25 protein-coding genes are annotated in these 26,332 nt (G+C 44.9%); 15 read left to right on the top strand and 10 right to left on the bottom strand.

Annotated features, from left to right (window positions below; all coding sequences use genetic code 11):
- Positions 1-5 precede the first annotated feature (5 nt).
- Both ilvD and ilvA read left to right on the top strand, forming a co-directional pair.
- Positions 6-1,856: a dihydroxy-acid dehydratase gene (gene ilvD, locus AV939_RS19605; protein ID WP_057795154.1), complete on the top strand. Its 1,851-nt coding sequence runs from the start codon at positions 6-8 to the stop codon at positions 1,854-1,856.
- On the top strand, positions 1,853-3,394 hold the full coding sequence (gene ilvA / locus AV939_RS19600; RefSeq protein ID WP_057795156.1) for a threonine ammonia-lyase, biosynthetic: 1,542 nt from the start codon (positions 1,853-1,855) through the stop codon (positions 3,392-3,394). Before ilvD ends, ilvA begins: the two co-directional genes overlap by 4 nt.
- Before the next feature lie 200 nt (positions 3,395-3,594).
- Here the strand turns inward: ilvA and plsB are convergent, their stop codons facing one another.
- Positions 3,595-6,042 (bottom strand): glycerol-3-phosphate 1-O-acyltransferase PlsB, encoded by a 2,448-nt coding sequence (plsB, locus tag AV939_RS19595; RefSeq protein ID WP_057795158.1) that lies wholly within the window; start codon positions 6,040-6,042, stop codon positions 3,595-3,597.
- Between the two features lie 145 nt (positions 6,043-6,187).
- Positions 6,188-6,595 carry a GNAT family N-acetyltransferase gene (locus tag AV939_RS19590; protein WP_082605008.1) on the bottom strand — a complete coding sequence of 136 codons (408 nt, stop codon included), beginning with the start codon at positions 6,593-6,595 and terminating at the stop codon, positions 6,188-6,190.
- Positions 6,596-6,953: 358 nt separating this feature from the next.
- On the opposite strand from AV939_RS19590, the gene AV939_RS19585 reads away from it, so the two are divergent.
- The 6 genes from AV939_RS19585 (at position 6,954) to AV939_RS19560 (ending at position 14,807) form a co-directional block, all read left to right on the top strand.
- Positions 6,954-9,068, top strand: coding sequence for a TonB-dependent receptor (locus AV939_RS19585; protein WP_057795162.1), 2,115 nt, complete (start codon positions 6,954-6,956; stop codon positions 9,066-9,068).
- A 157-nt stretch (positions 9,069-9,225) separates the two neighbouring features.
- Positions 9,226-9,852: a transcriptional repressor LexA gene (gene lexA, locus AV939_RS19580; protein WP_057795164.1), complete on the top strand. Its 627-nt coding sequence runs from the start codon at positions 9,226-9,228 to the stop codon at positions 9,850-9,852.
- A gap of 583 nt (positions 9,853-10,435) precedes the next feature.
- Positions 10,436-11,611: a cytochrome c oxidase subunit II gene (coxB, locus tag AV939_RS19575; protein WP_434800252.1), complete on the top strand. Its 1,176-nt coding sequence runs from the start codon at positions 10,436-10,438 to the stop codon at positions 11,609-11,611.
- A 9-nt stretch (positions 11,612-11,620) separates the two neighbouring features.
- Positions 11,621-13,234 (top strand): cytochrome c oxidase subunit I, encoded by a 1,614-nt coding sequence (ctaD, locus tag AV939_RS19570; protein ID WP_057795166.1) that lies wholly within the window; start codon positions 11,621-11,623, stop codon positions 13,232-13,234.
- A gap of 81 nt (positions 13,235-13,315) precedes the next feature.
- Positions 13,316-13,903, top strand: coding sequence for a cytochrome c oxidase assembly protein (locus AV939_RS19565; RefSeq protein WP_057795168.1), 588 nt, complete (start codon positions 13,316-13,318; stop codon positions 13,901-13,903).
- 25 nt (positions 13,904-13,928) lie between these two features.
- On the top strand, positions 13,929-14,807 hold the full coding sequence (locus AV939_RS19560) for a cytochrome c oxidase subunit 3 (protein WP_057795171.1): 879 nt from the start codon (positions 13,929-13,931) through the stop codon (positions 14,805-14,807).
- Between the two features lie 27 nt (positions 14,808-14,834).
- Here AV939_RS19560 and AV939_RS19555 read toward each other — a convergent pair whose 3' ends face one another.
- Positions 14,835-15,044, bottom strand: coding sequence for a DUF2909 domain-containing protein (locus AV939_RS19555; protein WP_057795172.1), 210 nt, complete (start codon positions 15,042-15,044; stop codon positions 14,835-14,837).
- 33 nt (positions 15,045-15,077) lie between these two features.
- Between AV939_RS19555 and AV939_RS19550 the strand changes: the two genes are divergently transcribed.
- From AV939_RS19550 to AV939_RS19525, 6 genes are read left to right on the top strand one after another with little or no spacing between them, the layout of a single operon-like run.
- A complete protein-coding gene (locus AV939_RS19550) occupies positions 15,078-15,785 on the top strand; it encodes an SURF1 family protein (RefSeq protein ID WP_057795174.1) in 708 nt (235 codons plus the stop codon).
- Positions 15,778-16,323, top strand: a complete 546-nt coding sequence (locus AV939_RS19545) for a hypothetical protein (RefSeq protein WP_057795176.1) — start codon at positions 15,778-15,780, stop codon at positions 16,321-16,323. The genes AV939_RS19550 and AV939_RS19545 overlap by 8 nt, the downstream gene beginning before the upstream one ends.
- 8 nt (positions 16,324-16,331) lie before the next feature.
- Positions 16,332-17,399 carry a COX15/CtaA family protein gene (locus AV939_RS19540; RefSeq protein ID WP_057795178.1) on the top strand — a complete coding sequence of 356 codons (1,068 nt, stop codon included), beginning with the start codon at positions 16,332-16,334 and terminating at the stop codon, positions 17,397-17,399.
- The gene (cyoE, locus tag AV939_RS19535) at positions 17,392-18,342 is read left to right on the top strand and encodes a heme o synthase (RefSeq protein WP_167542091.1); all 951 of its coding nucleotides are present in this window, start codon (positions 17,392-17,394) and stop codon (positions 18,340-18,342) included. Before AV939_RS19540 ends, cyoE begins: the two co-directional genes overlap by 8 nt.
- Complete coding sequence (locus tag AV939_RS19530) at positions 18,339-19,007, top strand: SCO family protein (protein WP_057795180.1); 669 nt, start codon at positions 18,339-18,341, stop codon at positions 19,005-19,007. The genes cyoE and AV939_RS19530 overlap by 4 nt, the downstream gene beginning before the upstream one ends.
- Before the next feature lie 15 nt (positions 19,008-19,022).
- A complete protein-coding gene (locus AV939_RS19525) occupies positions 19,023-19,616 on the top strand; it encodes a GNAT family N-acetyltransferase (RefSeq protein ID WP_057796508.1) in 594 nt (197 codons plus the stop codon).
- Here the strand turns inward: AV939_RS19525 and AV939_RS19520 are convergent, their stop codons facing one another.
- Positions 19,617-20,828 carry a polysaccharide deacetylase family protein gene (locus AV939_RS19520; RefSeq protein WP_057795182.1) on the bottom strand — a complete coding sequence of 404 codons (1,212 nt, stop codon included), beginning with the start codon at positions 20,826-20,828 and terminating at the stop codon, positions 19,617-19,619. It lies immediately after the preceding gene.
- A 179-nt stretch (positions 20,829-21,007) separates the two neighbouring features.
- On the opposite strand from AV939_RS19520, the gene AV939_RS19515 reads away from it, so the two are divergent.
- Positions 21,008-22,276, top strand: coding sequence for an MATE family efflux transporter (locus AV939_RS19515; RefSeq protein ID WP_231751199.1), 1,269 nt, complete (start codon positions 21,008-21,010; stop codon positions 22,274-22,276).
- A gap of 38 nt (positions 22,277-22,314) precedes the next feature.
- Here the strand turns inward: AV939_RS19515 and AV939_RS19510 are convergent, their stop codons facing one another.
- The 6 genes from AV939_RS19510 to nfuA form a co-directional block, all read right to left on the bottom strand.
- The gene (locus AV939_RS19510; RefSeq protein WP_057795186.1) at positions 22,315-23,325 is read right to left on the bottom strand and encodes an AraC family transcriptional regulator; all 1,011 of its coding nucleotides are present in this window, start codon (positions 23,323-23,325) and stop codon (positions 22,315-22,317) included.
- A gap of 60 nt (positions 23,326-23,385) precedes the next feature.
- A complete protein-coding gene (locus tag AV939_RS19505) occupies positions 23,386-24,039 on the bottom strand; it encodes a class I SAM-dependent methyltransferase (protein WP_057795188.1) in 654 nt (217 codons plus the stop codon).
- Positions 24,040-24,154: 115 nt separating this feature from the next.
- On the bottom strand, positions 24,155-24,538 hold the full coding sequence (locus AV939_RS19500) for a VOC family protein (RefSeq protein WP_057795190.1): 384 nt from the start codon (positions 24,536-24,538) through the stop codon (positions 24,155-24,157).
- Between the two features lie 38 nt (positions 24,539-24,576).
- Entirely contained in the window at positions 24,577-25,269 is a 693-nt protein-coding gene (locus tag AV939_RS19495) for an aspartate/glutamate racemase family protein (RefSeq protein WP_057795192.1), read from the bottom strand.
- A 191-nt stretch (positions 25,270-25,460) separates the two neighbouring features.
- The gene (locus AV939_RS19490) at positions 25,461-25,694 is read right to left on the bottom strand and encodes a hypothetical protein (protein ID WP_057795194.1); all 234 of its coding nucleotides are present in this window, start codon (positions 25,692-25,694) and stop codon (positions 25,461-25,463) included.
- A gap of 17 nt (positions 25,695-25,711) precedes the next feature.
- Positions 25,712-26,290, bottom strand: a complete 579-nt coding sequence (gene nfuA, locus AV939_RS19485; RefSeq protein ID WP_057795196.1) for a Fe-S biogenesis protein NfuA — start codon at positions 26,288-26,290, stop codon at positions 25,712-25,714.
- Positions 26,291-26,332: the final 42 nt, after the last annotated feature.

The following is a 26,332-nucleotide window of genomic DNA, read 5'->3' as shown; positions in this document are numbered from 1 at the left end:
ATTTTATGCCCAAGTTACGATCTGCAACGACTACGCAAGGTAGAAATATGGCCGGCGCACGCGCTTTATGGCGTGCTACGGGAATGAAGGATTCTGATTTCGGTAAACCTATTATTGCTATTGCTAACTCTTTCACGCAGTTTGTGCCGGGGCATGTGCATCTAAAAGACATGGGTCAATTAGTCGCACGAAGCGTTGAAGCCGCGGGTGGTGTAGCAAAAGAATTTAATACTATCGCAGTAGATGATGGTATTGCTATGGGCCACAGCGGCATGCTTTATAGCTTACCTTCCCGTGAAATTATTGCTGATGCAGTAGAATACATGGTGAACGCGCACTGCGCCGACGCCATTGTATGTATTTCAAACTGCGACAAAATCACCCCAGGAATGTTAATGGCGTCATTGCGCTTAAATGTACCTGTTGTGTTTGTATCAGGCGGTCCGATGGAGGCGGGTAAAACCAAGCTTTCTGATCAAATCATCAAACTCGACTTAGTAGATGCCATGGTGGCCGCTGCTGACGATAAAGTAAGTGATTCTGATACCGACGAAATTGAACGTTCTGCATGCCCTACCTGTGGTTCATGCTCAGGTATGTTTACTGCAAACTCAATGAACTGCTTAACCGAAGCGCTAGGTTTATCGCTTCCGGGTAATGGTTCAATGCTAGCGACACACGCAGACCGTGAAAACTTGTTCAAAAAAGCAGGTTCACAAATTGTAGAGCTGTGTAAACGTTACTATGGCGACGATGATGAAAGCGTATTGCCACGTAACATTGCTAACTTTAATGCCTTTGAAAATGCCATGAGCTTAGATATTGCCATGGGCGGTTCAACTAACACGATTTTGCATTTGTTAGCAGCAGCAATGGAAGGTGAAATACCTTTCACTATGAACGACATAGATAGACTGTCACGTAAGGTTCCGCACTTATGTAAAGTGGCACCGTCTACCCCGAAATACCATATGGAAGATGTACACCGAGCTGGTGGGGTATTAGGTATTTTGAATGAATTAAATAAAGGTGGCTTACTGCATGGTGATGCAAACCATGTGTTAGGTAAGTCGCTTACAGAAGTGATTGCCGATTGGGATATCACTAACCCAGACAATACCGATGCGATTAAATTTTTCCGCGCTGGCCCTGCTGGTATTCGTACTACCCAAGCGTTCAGCCAAAGCTGTCGTTGGGATGAAGCAGATGCAGATCGTGAAAACGGTTGTATTCGCTCGGTTGAAAACGCCTTTAGCCAAGAAGGTGGCCTAGCCGTGTTATACGGTAATGTGGCAGAAGATGGCTGTATTGTTAAAACCGCTGGTGTTGACGACTCGATTTTGAAGTTCACCGGTACTGCACGTATTTACGAAAGCCAAGATGATGCCGTAGCCGGTATTTTGGCTGACGATGTTAAAGCAGGCGATGTGGTATTTATTCGTTACGAAGGCCCACGCGGCGGACCGGGTATGCAAGAAATGCTATACCCCACTTCATACTTGAAGTCGAAAGGCTTAGGTAAATCTTGTGCGCTCGTTACTGATGGCCGTTTCTCTGGTGGTACTAGTGGCCTGTCGATTGGTCACTGCTCGCCAGAAGCTGCCAGTGGCGGTGGTATTGGTTTAGTTGAGCACGGCGATAAGATTGAAATTGATATTCCAAATCGTAGCATCAACATCGCTATTAGCGATGAAGAGCTAGCAGAGCGCCGCGCGAAAATGGAAGCCAGCGAAAAGCCTTGGCGCCCGAAAGATCGCGTTCGTGAAGTATCAACATCATTGAAAACCTTTGCTGCATTGGCCACCAGTGCGGATAAAGGCGCAGTACGTGATGTATCGAAACTGGAAAATCTATGACCGTTAGCGATCACGACTATTTAAAGAAAATTCTATTAGCCCCTGTTTACGACGTAGCCGTAAGCAGTGAGCTTTCTTACATGTCGTTGTTGTCTGCCGAATTAGGCAATGAAATATTCTTAAAGCGTGAAGACCAGCAACCCGTTAAGTCATTTAAGTTACGCGGCGCTTACAACCGTATAAGTTCGTTAAGCGAAGCACAGCTTAAAGCAGGCGTTATCGGTGCTTCAGCTGGTAATCACGCACAAGGTTTAGCGTACAGTGCTAGGCGCAAGGGTATTCAGGCAACTATTGTTATGCCTGAAACCACCCCTGACATCAAAGTGGATGCAGTACGCCGCTTTGGCGGCGACCATGTAAACGTTGTTCTTCATGGCACCAGCTTCGATCAAGCCAGTGGTCACGCTAAAGCACTGTGCGAAGAGCATGGATATACCTTTGTGCCACCGTTTGATGATCCTGACGTTATTGCGGGTCAAGGTACAGTTGCGCGTGAATTATTAGAACAAAACCCTAACTTGGATATTTTATTTGTTGCGGTAGGCGGTGGCGGTTTAGCGGCTGGTATTGCGGTCTACTTAAAGCAATTAAAGCCTGAGATTAAAATTGTTGCCGTTGAATCAGAAGAGTCTGCCTGTTTTGCCTTGGCGCAAAAAGAAGGTGCACCTGCTGCACTTGATAACGTAGGCATTTTTGCCGATGGCGTTGCCGTTAAGGTCATGGGTCAGGAAACCTTTAGGCTGTGTAATCGCCTAATTGATGAAACCATGACGGTAACCAACGATGAAATATGCGGTGCCATTAAAGATATTTTTGATGACACTCGTGTTATTGCTGAACCTGCTGGGGCCTTGTCTGTGGCGGCCATTCGAAAGTATGCCAAGCAGCACGACCTTACCGGCAAGAAGCTAGGCGGCATTTTATGCGGCGCGAATATTAACTTTCATACTTTGCGTTATGTGTCTGAACGCTGTGAACTGGGCGAGCAAAAAGAAGCCGTATTCGCGGTGAAAATTCCTGAGCGCAAAGGGGCATTTAAGCAGTTCTGTGAATGTGTTGGCGCAAAGGCGATTACTGAATTTAACTATCGTTATGCTAATGACGACGAAGCCCATATTTTTGTAGGGGTTAAATTAAAAGGCGGTCAGCAAGAATTCTTAAGCCTGCAAAGCGACTTAGAAGATAAAGGCTATCAGTGCTTTAATTTAACCAATAACGAATTAGCCAAACTGCACGTTCGTCACATGGTAGGGGGAAGGCCACCGGCCATTCTAAACGAGCAAGTGTTCAGTTTTGAATTCCCAGAGCGCCCTGGCGCATTGCTAACCTTCTTAAATACCTTGGGTGAATCTTGGAACATTACCTTGTTTCATTACCGCAACCACGGTGCGGCAGAAGGCTTAGTGTTGGTTGGGTTTGATATTGCGCCAGAAAGCAGAGAAGCTTTCAATGAGCATGTTATTGAACTTGGCTACAAAGTAGATGAAGTAACACAAGATCCTGCCTATAAGTTCTTTTTATCACAACCATCTAAGTAAAGAGCAAACCGTTTTCGCTTTACCTCGCTTCAAGTTAAGCATGGCTTACCTTGGGGCGAGGTAAGGCGTATTCCAAATTAATAAAAAAGCCGAAGCGTTGTATTTCAACGTTTCGGCTTTTTTGTGGCATCGATAACCGTCTCTTCAGTGTGCAGCACTGTAACTACTAACTAGTTGCAAACACACTGACGAAGTATAGGCTAGTTATGCAATACCACGTTCTCTAGATGCTGGGTCATTTCAGGCCATACTAGCGCCATCACGTCTTCCCGAAGTGCTTCACACTCTTCAGAGTATTTCAGACTGCCATCTTCTGTAGAGTCTAACCAATGGTTATCTTTTAACGCACTAATAAAGCTAGACAGCACGTTCTTATCGTAAAACTCAGGTGAGCTTAGCCCATAAAGGGTAGATAAGCGTTCTGCCACTTGGCGGCTGGTGCGTTCAAGTGCACCGCGACTAATCACTTTCTCTTTGTCTAAAATAGTCAGTACTACCGCATAACGCTGCAAGGTTTCTTGCATACAACGGCTTAACAACCATGCTGAATGAAACTGTTTTTGCTGAGCATCAGGAGGAAGTAAATCGCCATCTTTAATACGTAGAAGGCCTTGGTCTACTAATGCATCAATAAGCGCATCCGTATGTGTAAGGGCTTCATCTTGAGATAAGTGTAAAAATAGTTCGCGCTGAAGCAGTGGGTATAACGCAGCAATTAACTGGAATACTGTGGCTTTACTTGTGCCTTTATGAGCAAATACACAGGCCATAATTAATCCCGGCAATGCGAATAAGTGCAAGATATTGTTGCGATAGTAGGTGAGATAAACCGCCGACTTAGGTTTGGGGCTGATTAACCGACCATAATCGTCTTCCTCAACCACAAACTTGCCAAGCTTTAAGGTATCGTCGAACAATTCCTTCGCGCTGGCATCCGGAATGGTGGCATCGGCACTGAATGGCACGTTTTTGAACAAACTGATAAAGTCGCCCATCGCTTGTTTAAGCTCAGACTCACTCATAGTTTGTGTTTTTGACGACAGTAAACACAGCGATGTTAACGCCATGCCATTAACCGCTGCTGCGCGATTAATACGTGTCATGACATTGTTGGCCAACTCGTTTACGGCCGGCGTTAGCCATGCAGGCTTTTTCTCTGGCTCAGCATCACGGCAGTCGCGCCAGTTTGGCACATGGGTTTCTAAAAATTGGTTCAGCTGAATAGGCTCACCAAAATTCACATAGCCATGACCGTAGTTTTTAAGCTTGCGGATGGCCGAGAACACTTGCCAGTTAGATTCTTTTTGCTTCTTAGTCCCCTTTAACTCGTTCAGGTAGCTTTTCACTTCCATCACGTTTTCGTAACCAATATAGACTGGTACTAGGCTAACGGGTCTATTCACACCTTTCAGCATGGCTTGAATGGTCATGGCAAGCATGCCTGTTTTCGGTGGGATAAGTCGACCAGTGCGACTACGGCCACCTTCAGGGTAATACTTTACCGAATAGCCTTTGTTGAAAAGTAGCTCTAAGTACTCGCGGAATACCGCGGTATACAACTTGTTCCCGGCAAAGCTACGGCGTAAGAAGAAGGCTCCGCCGCGACGAAAAATTTTACCAACCGGCCAGAAATTTAAGTTAATACCCGCGGCAATATGGGGAGTTACCATGCCTTCATGATAAATCACGTAAGTGAGCAACAGGTAATCCATGTGACTGCGATGACAAGGCACGTAAACAATCTCATGGCCGTTAGCGGCTAATTCGCGAATACGTTCAGAGTGGCCAACACTAATACCATTGTAAATTTTGTTCCAAATACGGGTAAGCAGTCGATCGCCAAAACGAATTAACCCTTCGCGATAATCAGCTGCTATTTCGGTAACGTACGATTGTGCTCTGTCTTTTGACGCTTCATGGGTAATTTTTTTACTGCGAGACTCTTCTGCCATAGCACGGCGCACGGCATCAGAACCGAGTACACTGTTGTTCAACTCTTGGCGCTCTAACAATGTAGGGCCAGTCATGCTCTGGCGCTTACGCTGGAAGTGAGTGCTTGCTACACGCACCAGTTTGTGCGCAATGCTTTTATCACTACCATGTTGGTTTGACATGGCACGAGCCGAAACGGCTTTTGAGTAATTGATAAAATTATCGCGGCCTAAAAACATCACGATAAAGAGTTTTCTCAGCCAACTTGGCGCGGCATTATCGGCAATAAGGTCAGCTAATCCAGGCGTACCTCGCCCAGGCGCTCGGCCCCAAGTTACAAATACCGGAACCACTTGAAGATCTAATTGATGATGGTCTCTGTGCAAATGAAACAAGTCAGTAAATACATCTTCAATACCGGTATCGTCAGCTTGTGAACGAAAAATCGGTTGGGTTTTACGCAGAAACAGCGTAGATGGGTATTCTCTGCCCGCTAACGTAAGCGTATCAGTCGGGCTCGGTAGACCTAGTGCTTCTGTTGACATTCTAAGTGCTAATTGATCGGTTACCGAGTTTGCTGGAAGCAAGTAAACGATGGGCTTCGACTTATCAATGCCAAGCTCAGTCTCTACGTTTACGGGAATGCTGTGGGCTTTAACCAGCAACTTAACAGGATAATGAAATAGCGACAAAAGGGCTTTTCGCATCCACGACATGAATTCTGTAATCCTATGAAATTAAAACGGGAGAAGTGTACCACATCTCGTGCAATGTCATGCAGAGGCCGTGGGGCTGTTTGAAAGAGTCATTAGTATAAATTGTCGCCATAGCATATTGATTGAGCGTGTTTTTACCTACATATCAATTAGTGGCATTGCCTTTGTAATGCATAGCCACGTCACAGCGTTCATAAGAACAACCAAATTTTTGCATGATTTCTTCACAATGAACAAAGCCATTTTTCTTATAAAGATGAATAGCGGCCTCACACTTCTTATTCGTTAAAAGAAATAATGTATTAAAAGCAATGGCAGGGGCGTTATTCAATACATATTGCAACAAGCCTTCGCCTACTTTTAATCCTCTTGCTTCACTGACCACACCCATCTTAGTAAGTTCGAATACCCCTTCCCCTTTTTTCATTAATGCGCATGTGCCTACAATGCCAAAATCGGGATGTTCAGCAAACCAAATGTATCCACCCTTATCGATAATATTACGCTGAGGGTTGCCAATAACGGCCTCATCAACGCTCTCTAAACGAAACATCTTGGTGATCCACTCTCTATTTATGCGGTCAAAGTGGGGGGCTAGCTCGGGGGTATAGTCGAGGTAATGCAACATGACGGAATTAAATACACTGATTAAAGATAGATAAAAGAAAGGTTACTTTATGCCTTAATGCCAAACTTGTCACCTCGGCGTAAACCCAATTAAAGGTAAGGCGCCTATTCACTATTTCCTGTCTAAACAGGCTGTCTAGTTAAACTGACGCTTTCATTTATAACAAAAGTTTAATTTTTATTAATACACCTTTTAATTATTAACAATTATGACTAGAATCCGCTCTAAATAAGAATATCTATCATTTTCAATACTGTTTGAATTATCACTCGAGGAGACTTGCTTGAAACTTGGTAAAGCAACTATTTCTACTGCTGTTCTATTGGCACTTTATGGCACATCTGTTTTGGCTCAAGACACTGTAGCTGAATCAGATGAAAGCGTTGAACGTATTACAGTACGCGGCGCATTCTTTGGTCAACAAGTCGCCACAGCGGTAAAAACCCCAACACTATTGGTTAACGTGCCACAATCTGTATCGGTAGTAAGTGCACAGCAAATTTCAGAACAAGCACTGTTTAGTATTGCCGATGTTATGCAATACACGCCAGGTGTGAGCATTGGGCTGGGTGAAGATCATCGCGATCAGGTGACTATTCGTGGACAGAACACTACTGCCGATTTCTTTGTTGATGGGCTTCGCGACGACGTTCAGTACTTCCGCCCATTATATAATTTAGAACGCGTTGAAATATTACGTGGTGCGAACGCACTTTTATTTGGACGCGGTGGCGGCGGTGGCGTGGTTAACCGTGTGACTAAAGTAGCCAGTACTGCGGAAGACTTCACCACATTGTCAGCAGGTATTGATACCTTTGGCGCTGGCTCTATTAGCGTAGATACCAATAAAGCCATAGATGCCAACAATGCGTTTCGTTTTAATGGTGTGTTCGACAGCATTGATAACCACCGTGATTTTAAAGATGGTGAACGTTACGCATTAAACCCTACCTATACATGGATGGCTAACGACGACACTACGGTGGTGGCATCTTACGAATACGTAAACGATGACCGTTTAGTCGATAGGGGGATTCCTTCATTAGATGGTGCGCCGCTGGAAGGCTATGACGATACCTACTTTGGTGATCCAGACTTCAACAATACTACCCTTGAAGCACATATTGCCCGCATTCGTGTTGATCATTCACTATCGCAAAATTGGAACTTGAACGGTACGGTTCAGTTTGCTGACTATGACAAAGCTTATCAAAACTTGTACCCCGTTAATTTTGATGCTGATGCAGGCACAGTCACGTTAGACGGATATCGTGATACTACAACCCGTGAGAACACGTTGGTTCAATTGAACCTTATTGGGCAGTTTGCCACGGGTGATATTAACCATACCTTGTTGACGGGAATGGAATACGGTAGCCAAGATACAGAAAATGCTCGCCGTGATGCGTTTTTTGCAGACAGTCAAGACGATCAAGTATCCTTCGTGTTTAGTGACCCACTAGTAATTCCTTCAATGACGCTGACCGACCCAGTAAGAGATCGTGCATCTGATGTCACCTTTACCTCAGCGTTTGTTCAAGATGAAATTAAACTTAACGATAATTGGATCGTGGTAGCGGGTCTTCGCTACGACAACTTCGATATCGATGTCGTAGATAGTATTGAAGTGGCTGACGGTGCAGATGATGGCAACAACGGTTTTCTATCAAGTTCTGATTCACAAGTGTCTCCGCGTGCAGGCTTAATTTACAAGCCAGCGGAATCAGTATCGATTTACGCAAGTTACAGCAAATCGTTTTTACCTCGTTCAGGTGATCAATTCCTTTCACTGTCGCTGACAAGCCAAGCGCTAGAAGCTGAAGAGTTTGAAAATAAAGAAATTGGCGTGAAGTGGAATTTATCTGACTCGCTTAGCGTGACAGCAGCGGCATTTGAAGTTGAACGTGAAAACGGCACAGCGCAAGATCCTAACAACCCGGAAGCGTCTATTTTAACCGGTACCGAAACCAAAGGTTTTGAAGTGCAGGTGGTGGGTAAACTTTCAGAACGTTGGGTAATCAATGCTGGTTACAGCAACCTTGATGGCGAAGAAATGGGTCGAATTGTAGATGGCACATTGGCGAACCGCGACTTAGCGCAGCTACCAGAACATATGCTGACGTTATGGAATCAGTATGAAGTAAATGATGAATGGCGTGTTGCATTAGGCGTGATTTATCAATCTGAGCAGTATGCTTCATTAAATAATACGGTTGAGCTACCTGACTTTGTTCGCGTAGACGCTGCACTTTATTACGACTATAGCGAAGACGTTAAAATTCAGCTAAACGTTGAAAACCTATTCGACGAAGATTATTTTCCGTCAGCACATAACGACAACAATATTGCCACCGGCGAGCCGCTTAATGCGCGTTTGAGTTTGCAATATAAGTTTTAGTCACGCTAAATAGTAGTGATATACAAAGCGGCCTTCATGGCCGCTTTTTGCGTTGTGGTTAGGTCAGTATAAAAAACATGCTTTGCAAAGCTTTGTGCTTGTCATTTCCTTTTAGGTGTATATACTTACAGGAACTGTATAGACAGACAGGTCTTTTATGCGCCCACTCACAGCAAGACAAACAGAAGTTCTCGAGCTGATAAAAACAACCATGCTCGAAACTGGCATGCCGCCTACCCGTGCAGAAATTGCCCGTCATTTAGGTTTTCGCTCTGCGAATGCCGCTGAAGAACATTTAAAAGCGTTGGCCCGAAAAGGTGTCATCGAGATTCTTCCAGGTACTTCCCGTGGTATTAAATTGAATATCCCACTTGAAGATGAAGCTCCTGAAGAAGAAGGGCTACCTCTTATTGGCCGAGTGGCTGCGGGCGAACCTATTCTAGCGCAAGAGCATATAGAATCTCATTATAAGGTCGACCCTGCCCTATTTCAGCCTCACGCCGACTTCTTGCTTCGTGTAAGCGGTATGAGTATGAAAGACATAGGTATACTTGATGGTGACTTGTTAGCCGTGCACCGCACTACGGATGTCCATAATGGGCAGGTGGTAGTGGCACGTGTCGATGAAGACGTTACCGTTAAACGCCTTGAAAAGCGTGGCCGTGAAGTGCTACTTCATGCTGAAAATGATGAATTTTCTCCTATTAAGGTCGACTTAGCTTCAGAGCCTTTTTCTATTGAAGGTATTGCCGTTGGTGTTATTCGAAATGCCGATTGGATGTAACTTTTTAGCTATTTAGTAAAGAAAGCGGCTTATAGGCCGCTTTTTTGTATGTTTACCATACCTTGCTTGCACAATAATCTTGTTTAAGCCTCAGAAATACCTTAGAGGCCAGTTGATCCGGTTCCCACATTTTATCTTCTATTTATGTCATCTTTTATAGTACTAACTACCGCTATGTCTGTTATCTATTCTGTTTGAAAAGCATTCAATATTACGTAACTACCTTTTGATTATAAGAAACTTATTACACTTTATATTCGTCGATTTCGTTCAAAATGAGCGTTTCAAACGGCCACATTAATTATCCTTATAACGCCCATACGCTGTGGCGTGATTCATTCCTCTTACTTACAACTTTTGATTAAAAATTAAACGCTGGAATTGTTTTTTCTTAGAAAAGACTAGACTTGTGCGTTTTATTGAGCAATTCTTATACTGTATTTAACAAAATAATAACAATAGCTGCAACTTTGCTTTACAACTAAAGCTGGGCAATTAAGTTAAAAGTTGGATTTCGGGTATCAGTTGCCAGAAGCGCAGCGCATTTATTGCGGTAATGCTTCTGTTATAACGGAGGTGTTGAGTGAAACGAGTAACGACACAAGCGGCGACACAAGCGACAAAGTGGCTTTACGGGCTGCCACTTTTGCTTACCTCACCACTGCTGTTTGCGGATGTAGCAACAGGTGAAGGCTCATCCATGAATTTACGTCGAGGCGCAACCGACATAAGTGGTCAAGTGTACGACCTTCATATGTTGATGTTCTTTATCTGTATCGCCATTGCCGTTGTGGTTTTTGGGGTTATGTTTACCTCAATGTACTTACACCGTAAATCCAGAGGAGCGAAGCCTGCTCACTTCCATGAAAATGTAAAAGTTGAAATTGCGTGGACAGTAGTACCTTTCATCATTCTTATTCTTATGGCTATTCCCGCCGCTAAAACCCTTATTGCGATGGAAGATACCAGTGAGCCCGATCTTACTGTTGTCGTTACAGGTTCTCAGTGGAAGTGGCATTACCGATACATGGACAGAGATGTTGAGTTCTATTCGTTAATGGCGACTCAGCGAGAACAAATTGAAAACAAATTCGAGAAAGGCACGAATTATTTGCTTGAGGTCGACCGTCCACTGGTGATCCCCACAGGGCAAAAAGTGCGCTTTCTTATTACTTCAGATGACGTTATTCACTCTTGGTGGGTTCCAGATTTTGCGGTGAAAAAAGATGCTAATCCAGGGTTTATTAATGAATCTTGGGCAAAGGTGAACGAGCCTGGTATTTATCGCGGGCAGTGCGCCGAGCTTTGCGGAAAAGATCATGGCTTTATGCCGGTAGTGGTTATCGCAAAAGAACCTGCCGAATTTGATGCGTGGATGAACGAGCAAGAAGAAGCCGCTCGCCAAGCGAAAGAAGAAGAGCAACGTTTACTGTCGATGAATATGTCGATGGATGAACTAATGAAGGAAGGTAAGCGAGTTTATAACGCCACCTGTGCAGCTTGCCATATGCCTAATGGGGAAGGGTTGCCCGGTGTATTTCCTGCGCTTAAGGGCAGTGAAATGGTACTTGAAGACCAAACTGCACATATCGATATTGTGTTGAACGGTAAAACCGGCACGGCGATGCAGGCGTTCGGAAAAATGTTAAGCCTAAAAGACATTGCGGCTGTGGTGACCTACGAACGAAATGCGTGGGGCAATAATACGGGCGATATGGTGCAGGCCAAAGATGTTAATGCTGTCGTAAATGGAAACTAGGAGTGCGTAATGAGTAAAGCAACTGATGTCATTGCGCCGGATACCGCGGCGCATCACGAAGATCATGACCATCATAGCCATATTCCAAAAGGAATAACTCGATGGTTGTTTACCACTAACCATAAAGATATAGGCACCTTGTATTTATGGTTCGCCTTTATCATGTTTTTAATTGGCGGCGCCATGGCAATGGTGATCCGTGCTGAGCTTTTTCAGCCTGGATTACAAATTGTTGAGCCAAATTTCTTTAATCAAATGACGACTGTACATGGTCTTATCATGGTGTTTGGTGCAGTAATGCCAGCCTTCACAGGGCTAGCAAATTGGCTGATTCCAATGATGATAGGGGCACCAGATATGGCCCTGCCGCGAATGAATAACTGGAGTTTCTGGATATTACCCGGAGCCTTCCTGATCCTACTTAGTTCGCTCTTTTTAGAGGGCGGCGGCCCAGCATTTGGGTGGACCTTCTATGCACCGCTTTCCACCACTTACAGTGGCGACTCTACGGCTTTGTTTGTGTTCTCGGTACATATCATGGGTATTTCATCCATCATGGGGGCGATTAACGTAATAGTGACCATTTTCAACATGCGTGCCCCTGGCATGACATGGATGAAAATGCCTTTATTCGTCTGGACTTGGCTTATTACTGCTTTCTTACTTATTGCAGTAATGCCGGTGTTGGCGGGGGCGGTCACCATGGTGCTGACGGATAAGTTTTTTGGCACCAGCTTTTTTGATGCAGCAGGTGGCGGCGACCCCGTTATGTTCCAGCATATATTCTGGTTCTTTGGGCATCCCGAGGTATACATAATGATATTGCCAGCCTTTGGCATTATCTCTCAAATTGTCCCTACGTTTTCCCGCAAGAAACTGTTTGGCTATGCCTCTATGGTATACGCCACAGGCTCTATTGCGCTGCTGTCTTTTGTGGTGTGGGCTCACCATATGTTTACTACCGGTATGCCGGTGTATATGGAAATGTTCTTCATGTTTGCCACCATGCTTATTTCGGTGCCAACGGGCGTGAAGGTCTTCAACTGGGTGGCGACTATGTGGCGGGGCTCCCTTACCTTTGAAATGCCCATGATGTTTGCCATTGCGTTTATCGTATTGTTTACCATTGGGGGCCTGTCAGGGTTAATGCTGGCTATCGTACCCGTCGATTTCCAATACCACGACACCTATTTCGTGGTCGCACACTTCCATTACGTGCTGGTAACCGGTGCCATCTTCTCGATCATGGCTGCGGTGTATTACTGGTTACCCAAGTGGACAGGAAAAATGTACCACACGGGGCTAGCAAAATGGCATTTCTGGTGCTCACTAGTGTCGGTGAATGTGCTGTTCTTCCCTATGCACTTTGTGGGTCTGGCAGGAATGCCACGTCGTATTCCTGACTACGCCTTGCAATTTGCTGATTTTAACAAATGGATAAGCCTAGGTGGATTTGCCTTTGGGTTGTCGCAGCTTATCTTCTTAGCGTTGTTGATTAAGGCCTGTAAGAAGCAAGGTGAGCCAGTATCTGCTCAAGTGTGGGAAGGTGCTGAGGGACTAGAGTGGGAAATTCCTTCTCCTGCACCCTATCACACCTTTGAAACGCCGCCTGTTGTTAAGTGAAAGTGAGATAAGCAATACAGGCAAAATAGTCGCTAAATTGTGGTGATGTATCAGCACAAAAAGTAGGCACGGGAGATAACCATGACACAAATAAATGCAAACAACAAAATGGTGATAAGACTCGTCGTTATTGTGTTTGGCATGTTTGGTTTTGGTTTCGCCCTAGTGCCACTATACGATGTGTTTTGCGATGTAACCGGGATAAACGGCAAAACCGAAAATACTGCAGCGGTATATGAGTTTATTGAAATAGATGAAAGCCGTGAGGTGACGGTGGAGTTTATCACCCGCACGAATACCGGTATGCCTTGGGAGTTTCGCGCACAAACTACCCGTATGAAAGTGCATCCAGGAGAGCTTAATACGGTGTCGTTTTACGTTAGAAACCCTGCATCTAACAACATGATGGCGCAAGCTATTCCGTCTGTTTCACCAGGTATGGCAGCGCTATATTTAAATAAAACGGAATGCTTTTGCTTTAATCAGCAACCTTTAAGTGCGGGGGCTGAGGCGTATATGCCCATGCAGTTTTATGTCGACCCACAGCTTCCTGAAGAAATTAGTTATTTTACTGTGCAATACACCTTGTTTGATGTGACCGCGCGCGCGAGTGATATGAAAACAAAACCGAATCCCTACATGGTCCCTCAACCTGAAAGTGGTAAATAACAGGTATTGGGATAAGGAGAGAGTAATGCAGCAAGAATATCAGAAATACTATGTACCAGCCCAAAGCCCATGGCCAATTGTAGGTGCGGTGGCGCTATTTTTAATTGCCGTTGGCGCGGGCAACTTTGTAATTGAAGCCACTAAAGGTGAATCAGGCTATGGAGGTTATACACTTCTCGCTGGGTTTGTCGTATTAATGGTGATGTTGGTTGGCTGGTTTAAAAACCAAATTGATGAGTCTATGTCTGGGCTTTATAGCGACCAATTAGGGCGCTCATACCGACAGGGAATGAGTTGGTTTATCTTCTCTGAAGTTATGTTTTTTGCCGCCTTCTTTGGCGCACTCTATTACGCCCGATTCATTTCAGTGCCTTGGTTAGGCGGTGCATCAAATAACGCAATGACTAACGAGGTGTTATGGCCCACGTTTGAAGCCATGTGGCCACTAGTCTCTACCCCTGGGGGCATCACTACGCAAGAAATGAGTGCTGTTGGTTTACCCACGATTAATACAGTTATTTTACTTATATCATCGGTCACATTGCACTTTGCTCATGTTGGTTTAGAGCAGAACAAACGCAAGCAACTCACCGTCATGTTAGGCGTTACTATCTTGTTGGGAATTGGATTTTTATTTTTACAAGTTGAAGAGTACGTTCACGCCTACCGCGACCTAGGGCTAACGCTACAGTCAGGCATTTACGGTAATACCTTTTTCATGCTGACGGGCTTTCACGGTATGCACGTGACGCTTGGCACCATCATTCTGATTGTTATGTTTTTTAGAGTGCTAAAAGGGCATTTTACTCCGCATAACCACTTTGCCTTTCAAGCCGGAAGTTGGTATTGGCACTTTGTTGATGTGGTGTGGGTGATGCTTTATATCTTTGTTTACGTTTTATAAATGCCGATTAAAAAATGCCGTCAAACCCTAGTAAGGTCGAGGGTTTGGCGTAATTAAACCGGTGCCGATTGCCACTAAAATTAAAATCACAATGATGGCAGAAGTGAGCACCCTGCGACCGATGTATTTACTCATTGGACCGTCTTTGGGATCGTTTTTCATCATGACTCGCATGGCCATAAAAAGGTTAACGATCATGAAAAGTACCAACGCAACCAAGATTATTTTTATCAACATATAAACCTCAATAGTAGTGTGCAGGTTGGCCAAATGAATCAGGTGAGAGCATCCAAATTAATCGCTATCGTCATTACCAGTTTATGTGTAATGGCGATGTGTAGCTTGGGGTTCTGGCAACTAGACCGAATGGCACAAAAGCAACAACGCATAGCTAGCATAACCGAAAAACAGGGGAAAGAAAGCTTGTCGCTCATCGATGCCCTTTCAATGAAAGCGCCCGAAGATCGAATCGTTTCTTTTGAAGGTACGCCAAACGGCGACAAGGTGTTATTGCTCGATAACCAAATACATGAACAACGGGTAGGTTACGATGTATTGGCGCCAGTGCAGACCAACGCAGGGTGGGTTTTGGTTAACTATGGTTGGTTGCCTGCACCAGATTTATCGCGCTCGCTACCGGCTGTCAAAATTAGTCACCACTCACAACAATTTGAAGGGGTGGTGAGTCAGCCCAGTCATAACCCGTTAGTAAAAGAAACGCTTACATCAGCATCACGCTTTCCGGCACGTATTCAGCAAATTTCAATCAGTACCGCCAGTGAATTGCTATCACTTAACTTATTACCTTATGTAGTAGTACTTACTTCAAAGAATGACCTTTTTGTTAGGCGTTATAACAGTGTTGTCATGCCGCCTGAAAAGCATTTGGGTTATGCCATTCAATGGTTTGGTCTTGCTATCGCAGCCGCCTTGATTGGCGGTTTCGCAATTATGAAAAAAGGACGTCAATATGAGTAATCCGGCCTCGAAGAAAACCTTAATTATCATGGTCGCCGTGTTCGTGCTACCAGTGATTCTAGCTAAGCTTGCGTTAGAAAATGACTGGTTCAACCAAGGTGCTACAAATAAAGGAGCGTTGCTGCAGCCTACCATTGATGTTTCATCGCATTTAGAAGGCACTGAGCCGAAATGGCGCTTGTTGTATGTATTGCCAGAAAACTGTGATGCGATTTGTGAAAATGCATTGTTTAGCATTAACCAAGTATGGCTGGCGTTAGGCAAAGAGTCTGACAGGGCACAAGCTTTAGTTTTGTTCACTGGAAAAAGTGATGTAACAGCACTAGAGCAACTATCTGAGTACGCCAACGTGCATACCTTGAGCGTCAGCGATGCGCCTATCACCAACCTTAAACAGCAAAGCGTGTACATCGTCGATACCTTAAATAATGCCATGTTGTATTACCAAATAGACAGTGACAGAAGCACTGCTGTAATGGAAAGCCGAAGCATGCTGGCTGACATTAAAAAGCTTCTGAAACTGTCCCGGATTGGGTAGGAGATGCCATGAAAAAGCTGGTGTTGTTTAGTCTTTTTCTTGCCGCAGTAGTCATCATTTTAGGGGCCTATACTCGCCTTACCGACGCTGGCTTAGGCTGCCCTGATTGGCCGGGATGCTACGGTAACCTTACCGTGCCATTAAGCGATGCGAAAGTTGCTGCGGCCAATACGGCGTTTCCAGAGCGCCCTGTGGAGGCGCACAAAGCATGGAACGAAATGATTCACCGCTATTTTGCAGGGGCATTAGGGCTATGTATTTTGGCCATTGCTATTATCGCGATAAGGCAGCGCCACAAGGGCACGCCCGTTAAACTTCCTTTATTGTTGCTTGGGCTTGTGATTTTTCAAGCGGCATTAGGGATGTGGACAGTCACCCTTAATTTATTGCCAGTGGTGGTAATGGGGCATTTATTAGGTGGCTTTACCGTACTTAGTTGCTTATTTGTACTTTACTTACGCCTTAGAAAGCACAGCGCAGTTAGCTTGCAACTACATAAAAGCCATGCTGCTCAATCGGTAAGTGATGACGGCTATTATCCTCGTCAAAGTAACACGCTGACTACAACGGCATTTATAGGTATGGTCATTTTAGTCGGTCAAATAGCGTTAGGTGGCTGGACATCGGCCAACTATGCAGCCCTCGCCTGTACCGATATGCCAATTTGTGAGCCTGGCTGGCAGCAGCGGTTGGATTTCCAAGGCGCATACAGTGTGCCTGAAGCACAAAACTATGAGTTTGGCGCACACAATTATGGTGAGCGAGCCACCATGCATATCGTGCATCGGTTCGGCGCTGCCATTACCTTTATTTACCTTACGGTATTGGCTTTCATGTGGCTACGAAGCAGCAGGTTGCCACCTTCTGTAAAGAGGGGATGTGTACTTATGATTGGGGTGCTATGTGTGCAGGTCGCGCTTGGTCTAAGTAACGTTTTGTTTAGTTTACCTTTGTTTATCGCAGTGTCGCACAATGCAGTTGCCGCCATGCTATTACTCACATTGATATGGCTGACGTGGTCAGTTGCTCCTTCAACCTCTTCTTTCTCCTACTCTACTGGAGGTCATCATGGCTAAATCTATCCCTTTAAATAACGCTGTTGCAGCTAAGCACTCGCCAATCTCGCAAACAAAGAGCAACTCGCACGCAAAAATCACCTGGCGTGACTATTACGAAATGACAAAGCCCAATGTGGTGATGCTACTTTTACTCACGGCGTTAGTGGGGATGTGCCTAGCCTCGCCGGGCTGGGTAGATGTCACAGCGTTGGTGTGTGGATTACTCGGTATTGGTATGTTGTCGGCGTCAGCCGCAGTGATTAATCATGTGGTCGACCACAAAATCGATAGCCAAATGGCACGTACTTTTAATCGTCCTGTGGCGAAAGGCAAAGTGAGTATCGCTAAAGCATCATGGTTTGCTGCGGGCCTTGGCGTAATGGGCTTTGTTGTATTGAGTTTATGGGTGAACATGCTTACCGCTTGGCTTACCCTTGCTAGCTTAGTGGGCTATGCCGTGGTGTATACCATGTTTCTAAAACGGGCCACGCCGCAAAACATTGTGATTGGTGGTATTGCAGGTGCCGCACCGCCGCTTCTTGGCTGGACCGCTGTCACCGGTGAAATTCATGCGCATGCGTTGTTGTTAGTACTCATTGTGTTTACGTGGACCCCACCACATTTTTGGGCATTAGCTATTCATCGTGAAAAAGATTATGCGAAAGCGAAAGTGCCCATGCTACCGGTTACCCATGGGGTAGAATTTACTAAAACCTCGGTGCTACTTTATACCGTGTTACTTAGCTTGGTATGCCTATTGCCTTACTTGGTGGGCATGAGTGATTTAATTTACCTTATTGGCTCTTCGCTTTTAAATATTGGGTTTATGTATTATGCGGTAAAACTAAAATTTGCCGCCACTAGTCAAACGGCGATGAAAACTTTTAAGTTCTCAATTGTTCATCTCATGGTATTGTTTGTAGTATTGTTGCTTGATCACTACGTACCACTGAGTTTATGAACCGACGGATTTTTGTAGGCGTTGTTGCATTATTAGCATTATTGACTGGGGTGTTTGGGGCAATTTATTTGTCGCCAACGGGGCAGTCTAATGGCAGCTCTCCCGAATATTTTCAGGCTTATCCTGAGCCTCGCGCCATTGCTCCTTTCTCGCTGACAGACAGTAAAGGGAATGAATTTAACCAAGCTTCGCTAGAGAATCAGTGGAGTTTGTTATTTCTTGGCTACACGTTTTGCCCCGATATCTGCCCGACTACGATGGCCGAACTGAACAGCATCTACCCACAAATGCAGGCTATTGAGTCTGAATTTCCAATTAAAGTGGTGTTTATTTCTATCGATCCTAACCGTGACTCAATAGCACGACTAGACGAGTACATTAGCTACTTTAACCCTAATTTCATTGCCGCGACTGGAGAACATAAAGCCTTATTTCCCTTCGCTAGAAACTTGGGCATGATGTACGCCATTGCTGAAAGTACAGACAACCCTAATTATCTTGTCGATCATAGTGCATCTGTAATACTTATTAATCCTAAAGCACAGGTGATAGGGCGTTTTAAACCAAAACGTGAACCTGGAAAGTTGTCGATTAGTGACGCACAGCAAATTCTCAATGATATGCCAGGGATTACATCATCATTTAATTTAAACTCGGCACTATAGGTGGGTATGGGAGGCATGGATATAAAAATCCGACAAGGTCTTGTGTCTGATGCTAGCCAAGCGGTGCCCTTGTTATTAAGTGCCGCTGAAGATCTATTGGTTTCCGTTTTTGGCAATGGTGATACAAGGCATACTCTCGATTTTTTAACCCATGCATGGAAAGGTAAGTATGGGCAATATGGCTGCAATAATCACTGGGTTGCGGTAGTCGATGACGCTGTTGTAGGTGTCATTACGGCGTGGCATACCAAGTTGGGGCCAGTATTTGACCGTGCTTCGTTAGATAGCATTACCACCTTCTACAGCCTAGATGATGCGATGGCAGTACTAATGCGCAATCAAGCTGTTGCTGTAGGCTTAACCCCTCCAAGTGCGACAGAGCTTATGCTAGGTCACGTAGCGGTAGATAGCATTGCTCGGCGCGGCGGAATCGGCAGGGCTATGATTGACCACATGCGTGATTATGCCATAGAACTTAACAAGCAGGCATTGGTGCTAGACGTGCAAATTAGTAATATTGCTGCCATTCGGTTTTATCAAAACGTTAATTTTAAAGAGCAGTCAGTGAACGGCACTTTTGTGCGTTTTGTTCATGCACTTTCAGGTTAACTAATCTGGGTAATTTCCGTTCTTATCTGCAACAAAAAATGGCTGAGAATACCAATAGTACCTGCCTGATTGAGAATTTGAGGGCGCGGTACAATTTACTCGCGAACGGCCTACAGGAAGTACTTGAGTAATACTGAAGGTAATAGCGTTGCCTTCAACGCTCGTTTCAACGGGTGAGCCTGAAAAGAAACAATTTACTTGGCTTAAGCGTACATCATCGCCCTTAATAGTTAGCGTTATAGAAGGGAGTATCGAGTCGTCACTAGAACCTTGCACCCTATCTCGATTTACCTCGGGAATATGCTCACCTTCAAAGCTGGTCGATAATACCGGCATAGCAATACTGTTTAGTTTGGTTTTTAGTGTTTTTAAGTTGGCATAAGGACCTGCTGCGGGAAAGCGAGGTAAAGCTTGAAAGTGACTGTGAGGGCCTATAGCGCCTGAGTGTTGCCCGAACGCAATGTAGCCTTCTTGGGCAAGCTTATCTGCTAGCTTTTGGTTGAACTCACCAAAAGGATAGGCCAAATATTTAAGCGACTCCCCAATTTTGCTATCAATAATGGCTTCTGCGTCAGCAACATTCTGCCATACCCTTTCAAGCCAAGCTTCATCGCTAGTTTCGCTATCAGCACCATTGTTAGACGTTCTTCCATCAAGCATATGCAAGTGATCAAGTGTATGGTTAGCAAAGGTTACACCATCGTTATGCATCGCCTTAACTTGTTCCCAAGTAAGCTGGCTTCTATTGCTGCCAATTTCCCCTGGGTTAATAAATATTGTGTAAGGGAATCCCATATCAACCATGATGGGGTGGGCATTTTTGAGAATATTTTCATAGCCATCGTCGAAGGTAACGACCACGGTATTGGAAGGCAGCGGTGTGCTATCTAAAATAGCGTTAACCACTTTTGCTAAAGGTAAAACAGTGTGGTGTTGTTTTAAATACGTCATGTGTTGCTTGAACATATCAGGCGATATACTGGTGCTTTTCGGCGTGTTGTCAGACACATGATGGTAAAGCAAAATAACACCGTTTTGAGTAAGAATTTCACGGGTAGGCTGCGTAGTGGTATCAGTAGCAGCCAGACTATAGCCAGAAAAGCAAATAAGAGAGCAGAGTGCTAACCAGCGTTGTCGGTTGCCTTTCATTTGCGCCAAAGCAGCGTCACATTTAATCCACGAAATGATATTGAAAGGCATGATAAACTTCATGTTTTCTCCGAGTTGAAGTTGATTTAATAGCGGTGCTTTTTACTGCGCGTCAGCACGGCGTTCTAATAATGCAGAGACTATAATTAATGCAAAAGCGAGTGCAAACAGACAAGCAATCTCTACGCCAACCTGAGTCGTTCTGGCGCGATCATACACGCTTACTCACACTAGCGCTGCCCATGATTTTGGCCAATATTACCACCCCTTTGTTAGGTTTGGTGGATACGGCTGTTTTGGGGCATATGTCTGCACCTGCTATGTTAGCCGGTGCGGCAGTTGGTGCGCTTATTCTTACCCAAATTTACTGGGTGTGTGGTTTTCTGCGTATGTCTTCAACGGGTTTAAGCGCACAGGCAAGAGGGCATAAAGATGCCACACTTTCCTCTGCCAAAGTGCTTTGGCAAACCCTTGCTGTCGCCTCAATTTTAGGGCTGTGTTTACTCGTATTACAAGAGCCTGTACTCACAGCTGGGCTAGCATTGGCTAGCCCATCAGATGCAGTGGCGGTGCATTTAACTGAGTACTACCAGGTTAGGGTGTGGGGCGCGCCAGCGGCTATGCTGAACTTAGCCCTTATCGGCTATTTGGTGGGCCAGCAAAAAACGAGAACGGTGATGGTCATCCAGATAGTGGGTAATCTCGTAAATGCTGGGCTAGATATCACCTTTGTTTTCGGGCTGTCGATGTCGGTGGCAGGCGTTGCCTTAGCCAGTATTATTGCTGAGTACGCCATGGCATTTATGGCTTTGTATGTTGCACTAAAACAGGTGCGGGGTATTACCCCAGAAGCGAGCTGGTTTAATCGAGCAGCACGAAAAATATTAATGAAACTCAATACTGACATGCTGCTGCGTAACTTAGCATTACAAGCCTGCTTAGCGTTTTTGACTATACAAGGTGTACGGTTTGGCGAAATGCCAGCGGCGGTGAATGCAATTCTACTGCAGTTTTTCGTATTAATAGCGCTAGGATTAGACGGGGTCGCCTATGCAGTAGAAGCGCTGGTGGGCGAAGCGAAAGGAGCAAACAATGCCGCAGAAATAAAGCGCAGAACATACCAAGGTTTGTTTTGGTCATCGCTGTTTGCAATAGGCTATAGTGCTATCTTCTTTTTTGGCGGGCACGGCATAATAAGTCTGCTCACTGAGCATCAAAATATTGTGAGTGCAGCGGTAACCTACCTTCCATTAATGGTTATTTTGCCGCTACTAGCACATTGGTGTTTTTTGTACGACGGAGTATTTGTTGGCCTTACGAAGTCATCTTCTATGCGCGATACCATGATTATTAGTGCTATTGCGGTATATTTCCCCGTGTGGTTTTTTACCCAGTCCCTCGGTAATGTCAGCTTGTGGTACGCATTGCTCGCGTTCCTACTTGCCCGTGGTATTACGCTTGGATGGAGCTTTGAACGGTTAAGTAAGCACAATGCATTGTGTGACAGCTAACCTAAGCCATGCAACCCCGACTAAGCTAAGCAGCTACATTACTTAGCAGCCTCGATAGGCAGAAATACATCGGTGATAGCTTCATGGGCAGCTACGTTGGGAAAAAAGCGAATACGCTCTAAAAAAATGGGAAAGTCTCTAAGTTCAAATTGCGTATCTGGCAACCACTGGTGATATAAGGCGTGTACTACCGCCCCTAATTCTGCATCGGTGCCAATATGGCGGACTTTAGCGCAGTATCCTTCAGGTATGGTAGTGGTGGTAACGCTAGAATGATTTGTATCTGTAGACGGACATGTTTCTATAGCGTCGCTTGTTTTCACGGGCGTACTACTTGGCGTAACAATTAGCGTGCTACTTGGCATAAGAATTTGGCACGCCACACCAAACCGGTACGATTCAGGCGGCGTGTTGTCAGGGTCATCGTACAGCACGTTGAAAGTGCGGCTGGTAGAAGGTGGTAGCTTGTTTTCTCTTCTCCATGTAATGAATTCACTTACCGTGCTCATAACTTGGCTTGGCGGCCCAACATGCATCATCAGCGCAATGTCTACAGCCGGAAATTGAATGACTGATACATCAAGTTGATGATTTTCAGAGGCGCCACTTTCAGGCGCGCTATTTACGTTGTCATGTGAGGTGTTCATAAGTACCGAAGATCCTTTTTCGCTAGATATTACTAGCGAGGTAATTTGCGGGCTTTGATGTAGTGCTTCAACCTTGGGTGTTTTTCTAAAGCTTGAAGGCGACTGGTTGTAATGCTTTTTAAAGGCTTTGGCATAGCTTTCATGTGAACCAAACCCTGCTTCTATTGCAATATCCAGTATGCGTTTTTGAGGCCGAAACGCTAATTTATAGGCACTTTCGTGCAGTCGAAGCTGCCTAGCGTAGGCGCCAATGTTAATACCGAACTTGGCGTTAAATGCGCGATGAAGATGGTACTCAGAGGTACACGCAAGGGAGGCAAGTCGACTAAGATCACTGGCAAGCTCGGGCGCTTTTAATATGGCCTCGGCAACCTTATCAAGACGTAGATATAAAGGGTTCATTCGTTACTAGCGTTATCTAGATTAAGCAAACAATACAAATTTGAATCAAAAAATACCCGACTATTTTTGCGGTATTGCCTTTTGCACTACAAAATAGGTATGAAACTCGGGTAGCTGCTCGTATTCAATGTGCCGGATAAAGCAGTCGGCTTCGATAATATGGCGCACATAGCCGTTGATACCGAGTGAAGCGTAATAGATTTCAGGCCCCATTGTGGTATTGGTGTGTTCGCCCGGTTCGTCCACACCGCCGCAGCTAAATATAAATACGCCACCTGGCTGCAGCGCATTACACAGTTTAGTAATTAATGCAGCTTGGCTTTGCAGTGGTACATGCCACAGGCAGTCCCATGCGCTAATGAAACGGTACTGATGGGGCAAATCGAAGGTACAAATATCACCAAAATAAAACGTGTTGTTGGGGTGCTTTTCTCTGGCTAATGCCAGCATTTTCTTCGAAATATCAATGCCTTCTACCACAAGCTTGTTGTCATGCAGCAAATCAATAAATCTACCTGTGCATCCACACCCCACATCAAGGGCTAAGGACGAAAGACTCGACGTTGCCGGGGGCGCGTCAGTTTTTGATGCAAAAACGTCTAGAAATGATAGGGCAGTTTTATGCTGAGCAATGCCATTGTTACGATTAAACTCTGGGCGAGTCCAGCGCTGGGTAATTTGATCGTAAGCAAGGCCAGTTTCTGTAGGTGTCATGGTTGCTTACCTATTCTGAGTAGTCGCCCGCCAGTGGTGTACTGACGAGCTTATCGTAGATGTTTATAACAGCTCAAGGCTGTCTATACGCTCAAGGCTGTATACAAACTCTCGGCTATTTTTTGACAAAGTGCGTCGCACATAGTTTGTTGCCGGAAGGGTCACGTAAGTACGCTAAGTACAACTGGCGCTCTTCGGTACCGCGAATGCCGGGAGGATCTTCAACCGGAACGCCGCCATTGGCTGCGCCCACTTTATGCCATTCATCAACAAGCCCAGGGTTTGCAGCAGCAAGACCAATCGTAGAGCCGTTACCGTGGGTAGCGGCTTCGCCATTAATTGGTTTGGTAAGGGCTAATACACCTTTTGGGGTGAAGTAGAAAACACGACCGTGTTCATCGTAAACGCCTTCATCGTATCCAAATACCGCAAGAGAGGCATCGTAAAATTTCTTCGACGCTTCAATGTCGTTCGCGCCAATCATTATATGACTAAACATAGCATTTCCTTTTTCATAGGCAAAATATTGTTATCTGATTATTCTAGCGCCATTTTCACAGCCTCAGCAGCGTGAAGTGCTGTTGTATCGTAAAGAGGCATATCAGTGTCTGACTGCTTCACCAACAAGGCAATTTCGGTGCACCCTAAAATAACGGCTTGCGCACCTTGTGCTTTTAATTTGTTGATAATATCAATATACGCGTCACGGGATTTTTCACAAATAACCCCTTTGCATAATTCCTCATAAATAATCTTATGCACAACTAATCTGTCTTCACTGCTTGGTACGACTACATCTAAATCAAACTGTTGCGCTAATCGTTCGCTATAAAAAGCTTGCTCCATGGTGAATTGAGTGCCTAACAAGCCCACCTTTTTAACCTTGTTTTCACACAGAGCCACGCCGGTGGCATCGGCAATATGCAGTAAAGGAATGGCGACTGCGCTTGCTACCTGCGCAGCAACCTTGTGCATGGTGTTAGTACATATGAGCAGAAAATCGGCCCCAGCATCTTCTAATGACTGTGCGGCGTGCTTTAGCGCATCGGCGGCTTTATCCCACTCGCCGCTGCGCTGAAAAGCTTCTATCTCGGCAAAATCAACCGAGTACAGGCATATTTTTGCACTGTGTAGCCCACCGAGTTGGCTATTTACCAGCCGATTAATGGCTTGATAATAGCTCACTGTCGACTCCCAACTCATACCACCAATTAGCCCAATGGTTTTCATTTTAAGCCCCTATAAAAAGCACGGCAAACACGGATCAAAAACCGTCATAAACATATCGTTAAAAATAAGCAATATCAGATTTTAAATACTAGATTACGTGTAATCAGCAACCTAATACAAGGTCATTGGACGAGAGTGTTAACAAATGCGTGTAAGGTAAAAGGTGAGTGCAAAAAGCGAGAGATATACGACTAATCGTCTTTAAAACTAGGGGGGATTTTTTTGTCTTTTAGAAAAGCGAAACGCTGCATGAAGATGCCTACATAACCAGACATGGCAATAACGAAGCCTACAAGCAAAGTGGTAAGAGAATAATAGTAAAGGAATGTACTAAGATGACTTATCGCGAAAAGCTGCACAACGCCAGCAACGAACAAGGCAAGGCCTAATTTAAATCGTCGCCAGCTTTTGTGCACATCAAACATAAGTGAGATACAACATCTTAGTAGTAAGAATGCTCACCGGCTTCATGTTCAGTGGCATCACGAACACCGTTTAGTTCTCCAGCAAACTGTTCAAGCATTTGCTTTTCAATGCCGTCTTTCAACGTAACATCAACCATTGAGCAACCGTTACAGCCGCCGCCAAACTGAAGAATAGCAAAGCCATCTTCGGTAAGTTCAGCCAACATTACCTGGCCGCCATGGCTAGCAAGTTGAGGATTGATTTCAGCTTCAATCATGTATTTTATGCGTTCAACCAATGGCGCGTCATCAGCGACTTTGCGTGCTTTAGCATTTGGTGCCTTAAGCGTAAGCTGTGAACCCATTTGATCAGTAACATAATCAATTTCTGCTTCATGTAAAAATGGAACACTTTCTTCATCTACCACTGCATTGAAGCCATTGAACTCTAGGCGAGTATCCGTTTCTTCAACAGCATCTGGCGGACAATAGGACACGCCACACTCGGCGCTCGATGTGCCCGGATTTACGACGAATACACGAATATTTGTGCCAGTCTCTTGTTTATCCAACAGTTTTACGAAGTGAGCCTGGGCTTCTTCTGATATAGTAATCATCAGTAAGTCCTATTAATTAAAAATTTGGTTTATGATAACAAA

Origin of the sequence: Alteromonas sp. Mac1, assembly GCF_001562125.1 — a bacterium.
GTDB lineage: Bacteria > Pseudomonadota > Gammaproteobacteria > Enterobacterales > Alteromonadaceae > Alteromonas > Alteromonas stellipolaris.
Note: the sequence above shows the minus strand (reverse complement) of the source record. Positions and strands in the feature narration are given on the sequence as shown.

Bases quoted from the DNA above. Each gene is read 5' to 3' on its own strand.
- ilvD (WP_057795154.1), top strand. From the start codon at position 6: ATGCCCAAGTTACGATCTGCAACGACTACGCAAGGTAGAAATATGGCC.
- ilvA (WP_057795156.1), top strand. From the start codon at position 1,853: ATGACCGTTAGCGATCACGACTATTTAAAGAAAATTCTATTAGCCCCT.
- plsB (WP_057795158.1), bottom strand. From the start codon at position 6,042: ATGTCGTGGATGCGAAAAGCCCTTTTGTCGCTATTTCATTATCCTGTT.
- AV939_RS19590 (WP_082605008.1), bottom strand. From the start codon at position 6,595: ATGTTTCGTTTAGAGAGCGTTGATGAGGCCGTTATTGGCAACCCTCAG.
- lexA (WP_057795164.1), top strand. From the start codon at position 9,226: ATGCGCCCACTCACAGCAAGACAAACAGAAGTTCTCGAGCTGATAAAA.
- ctaD (WP_057795166.1), top strand. From the start codon at position 11,621: ATGAGTAAAGCAACTGATGTCATTGCGCCGGATACCGCGGCGCATCAC.
- AV939_RS19565 (WP_057795168.1), top strand. From the start codon at position 13,316: ATGACACAAATAAATGCAAACAACAAAATGGTGATAAGACTCGTCGTT.
- AV939_RS19560 (WP_057795171.1), top strand. From the start codon at position 13,929: ATGCAGCAAGAATATCAGAAATACTATGTACCAGCCCAAAGCCCATGG.
- AV939_RS19555 (WP_057795172.1), bottom strand. From the start codon at position 15,044: ATGTTGATAAAAATAATCTTGGTTGCGTTGGTACTTTTCATGATCGTT.
- AV939_RS19550 (WP_057795174.1), top strand. From the start codon at position 15,078: ATGAATCAGGTGAGAGCATCCAAATTAATCGCTATCGTCATTACCAGT.
- AV939_RS19545 (WP_057795176.1), top strand. From the start codon at position 15,778: ATGAGTAATCCGGCCTCGAAGAAAACCTTAATTATCATGGTCGCCGTG.
- AV939_RS19540 (WP_057795178.1), top strand. From the start codon at position 16,332: ATGAAAAAGCTGGTGTTGTTTAGTCTTTTTCTTGCCGCAGTAGTCATC.
- cyoE (WP_167542091.1), top strand. From the start codon at position 17,392: ATGGCTAAATCTATCCCTTTAAATAACGCTGTTGCAGCTAAGCACTCG.
- AV939_RS19530 (WP_057795180.1), top strand. From the start codon at position 18,339: ATGAACCGACGGATTTTTGTAGGCGTTGTTGCATTATTAGCATTATTG.
- AV939_RS19525 (WP_057796508.1), top strand. From the start codon at position 19,023: ATGGATATAAAAATCCGACAAGGTCTTGTGTCTGATGCTAGCCAAGCG.
- AV939_RS19520 (WP_057795182.1), bottom strand. From the start codon at position 20,828: ATGAAGTTTATCATGCCTTTCAATATCATTTCGTGGATTAAATGTGAC.
- AV939_RS19515 (WP_231751199.1), top strand. From the start codon at position 21,008: ATGATTTTGGCCAATATTACCACCCCTTTGTTAGGTTTGGTGGATACG.
- AV939_RS19510 (WP_057795186.1), bottom strand. From the start codon at position 23,325: ATGAACCCTTTATATCTACGTCTTGATAAGGTTGCCGAGGCCATATTA.
- AV939_RS19505 (WP_057795188.1), bottom strand. From the start codon at position 24,039: ATGACACCTACAGAAACTGGCCTTGCTTACGATCAAATTACCCAGCGC.
- AV939_RS19500 (WP_057795190.1), bottom strand. From the start codon at position 24,538: ATGTTTAGTCATATAATGATTGGCGCGAACGACATTGAAGCGTCGAAG.
- AV939_RS19495 (WP_057795192.1), bottom strand. From the start codon at position 25,269: ATGAAAACCATTGGGCTAATTGGTGGTATGAGTTGGGAGTCGACAGTG.
- AV939_RS19490 (WP_057795194.1), bottom strand. From the start codon at position 25,694: ATGTTTGATGTGCACAAAAGCTGGCGACGATTTAAATTAGGCCTTGCC.
- nfuA (WP_057795196.1), bottom strand. From the start codon at position 26,290: ATGATTACTATATCAGAAGAAGCCCAGGCTCACTTCGTAAAACTGTTG.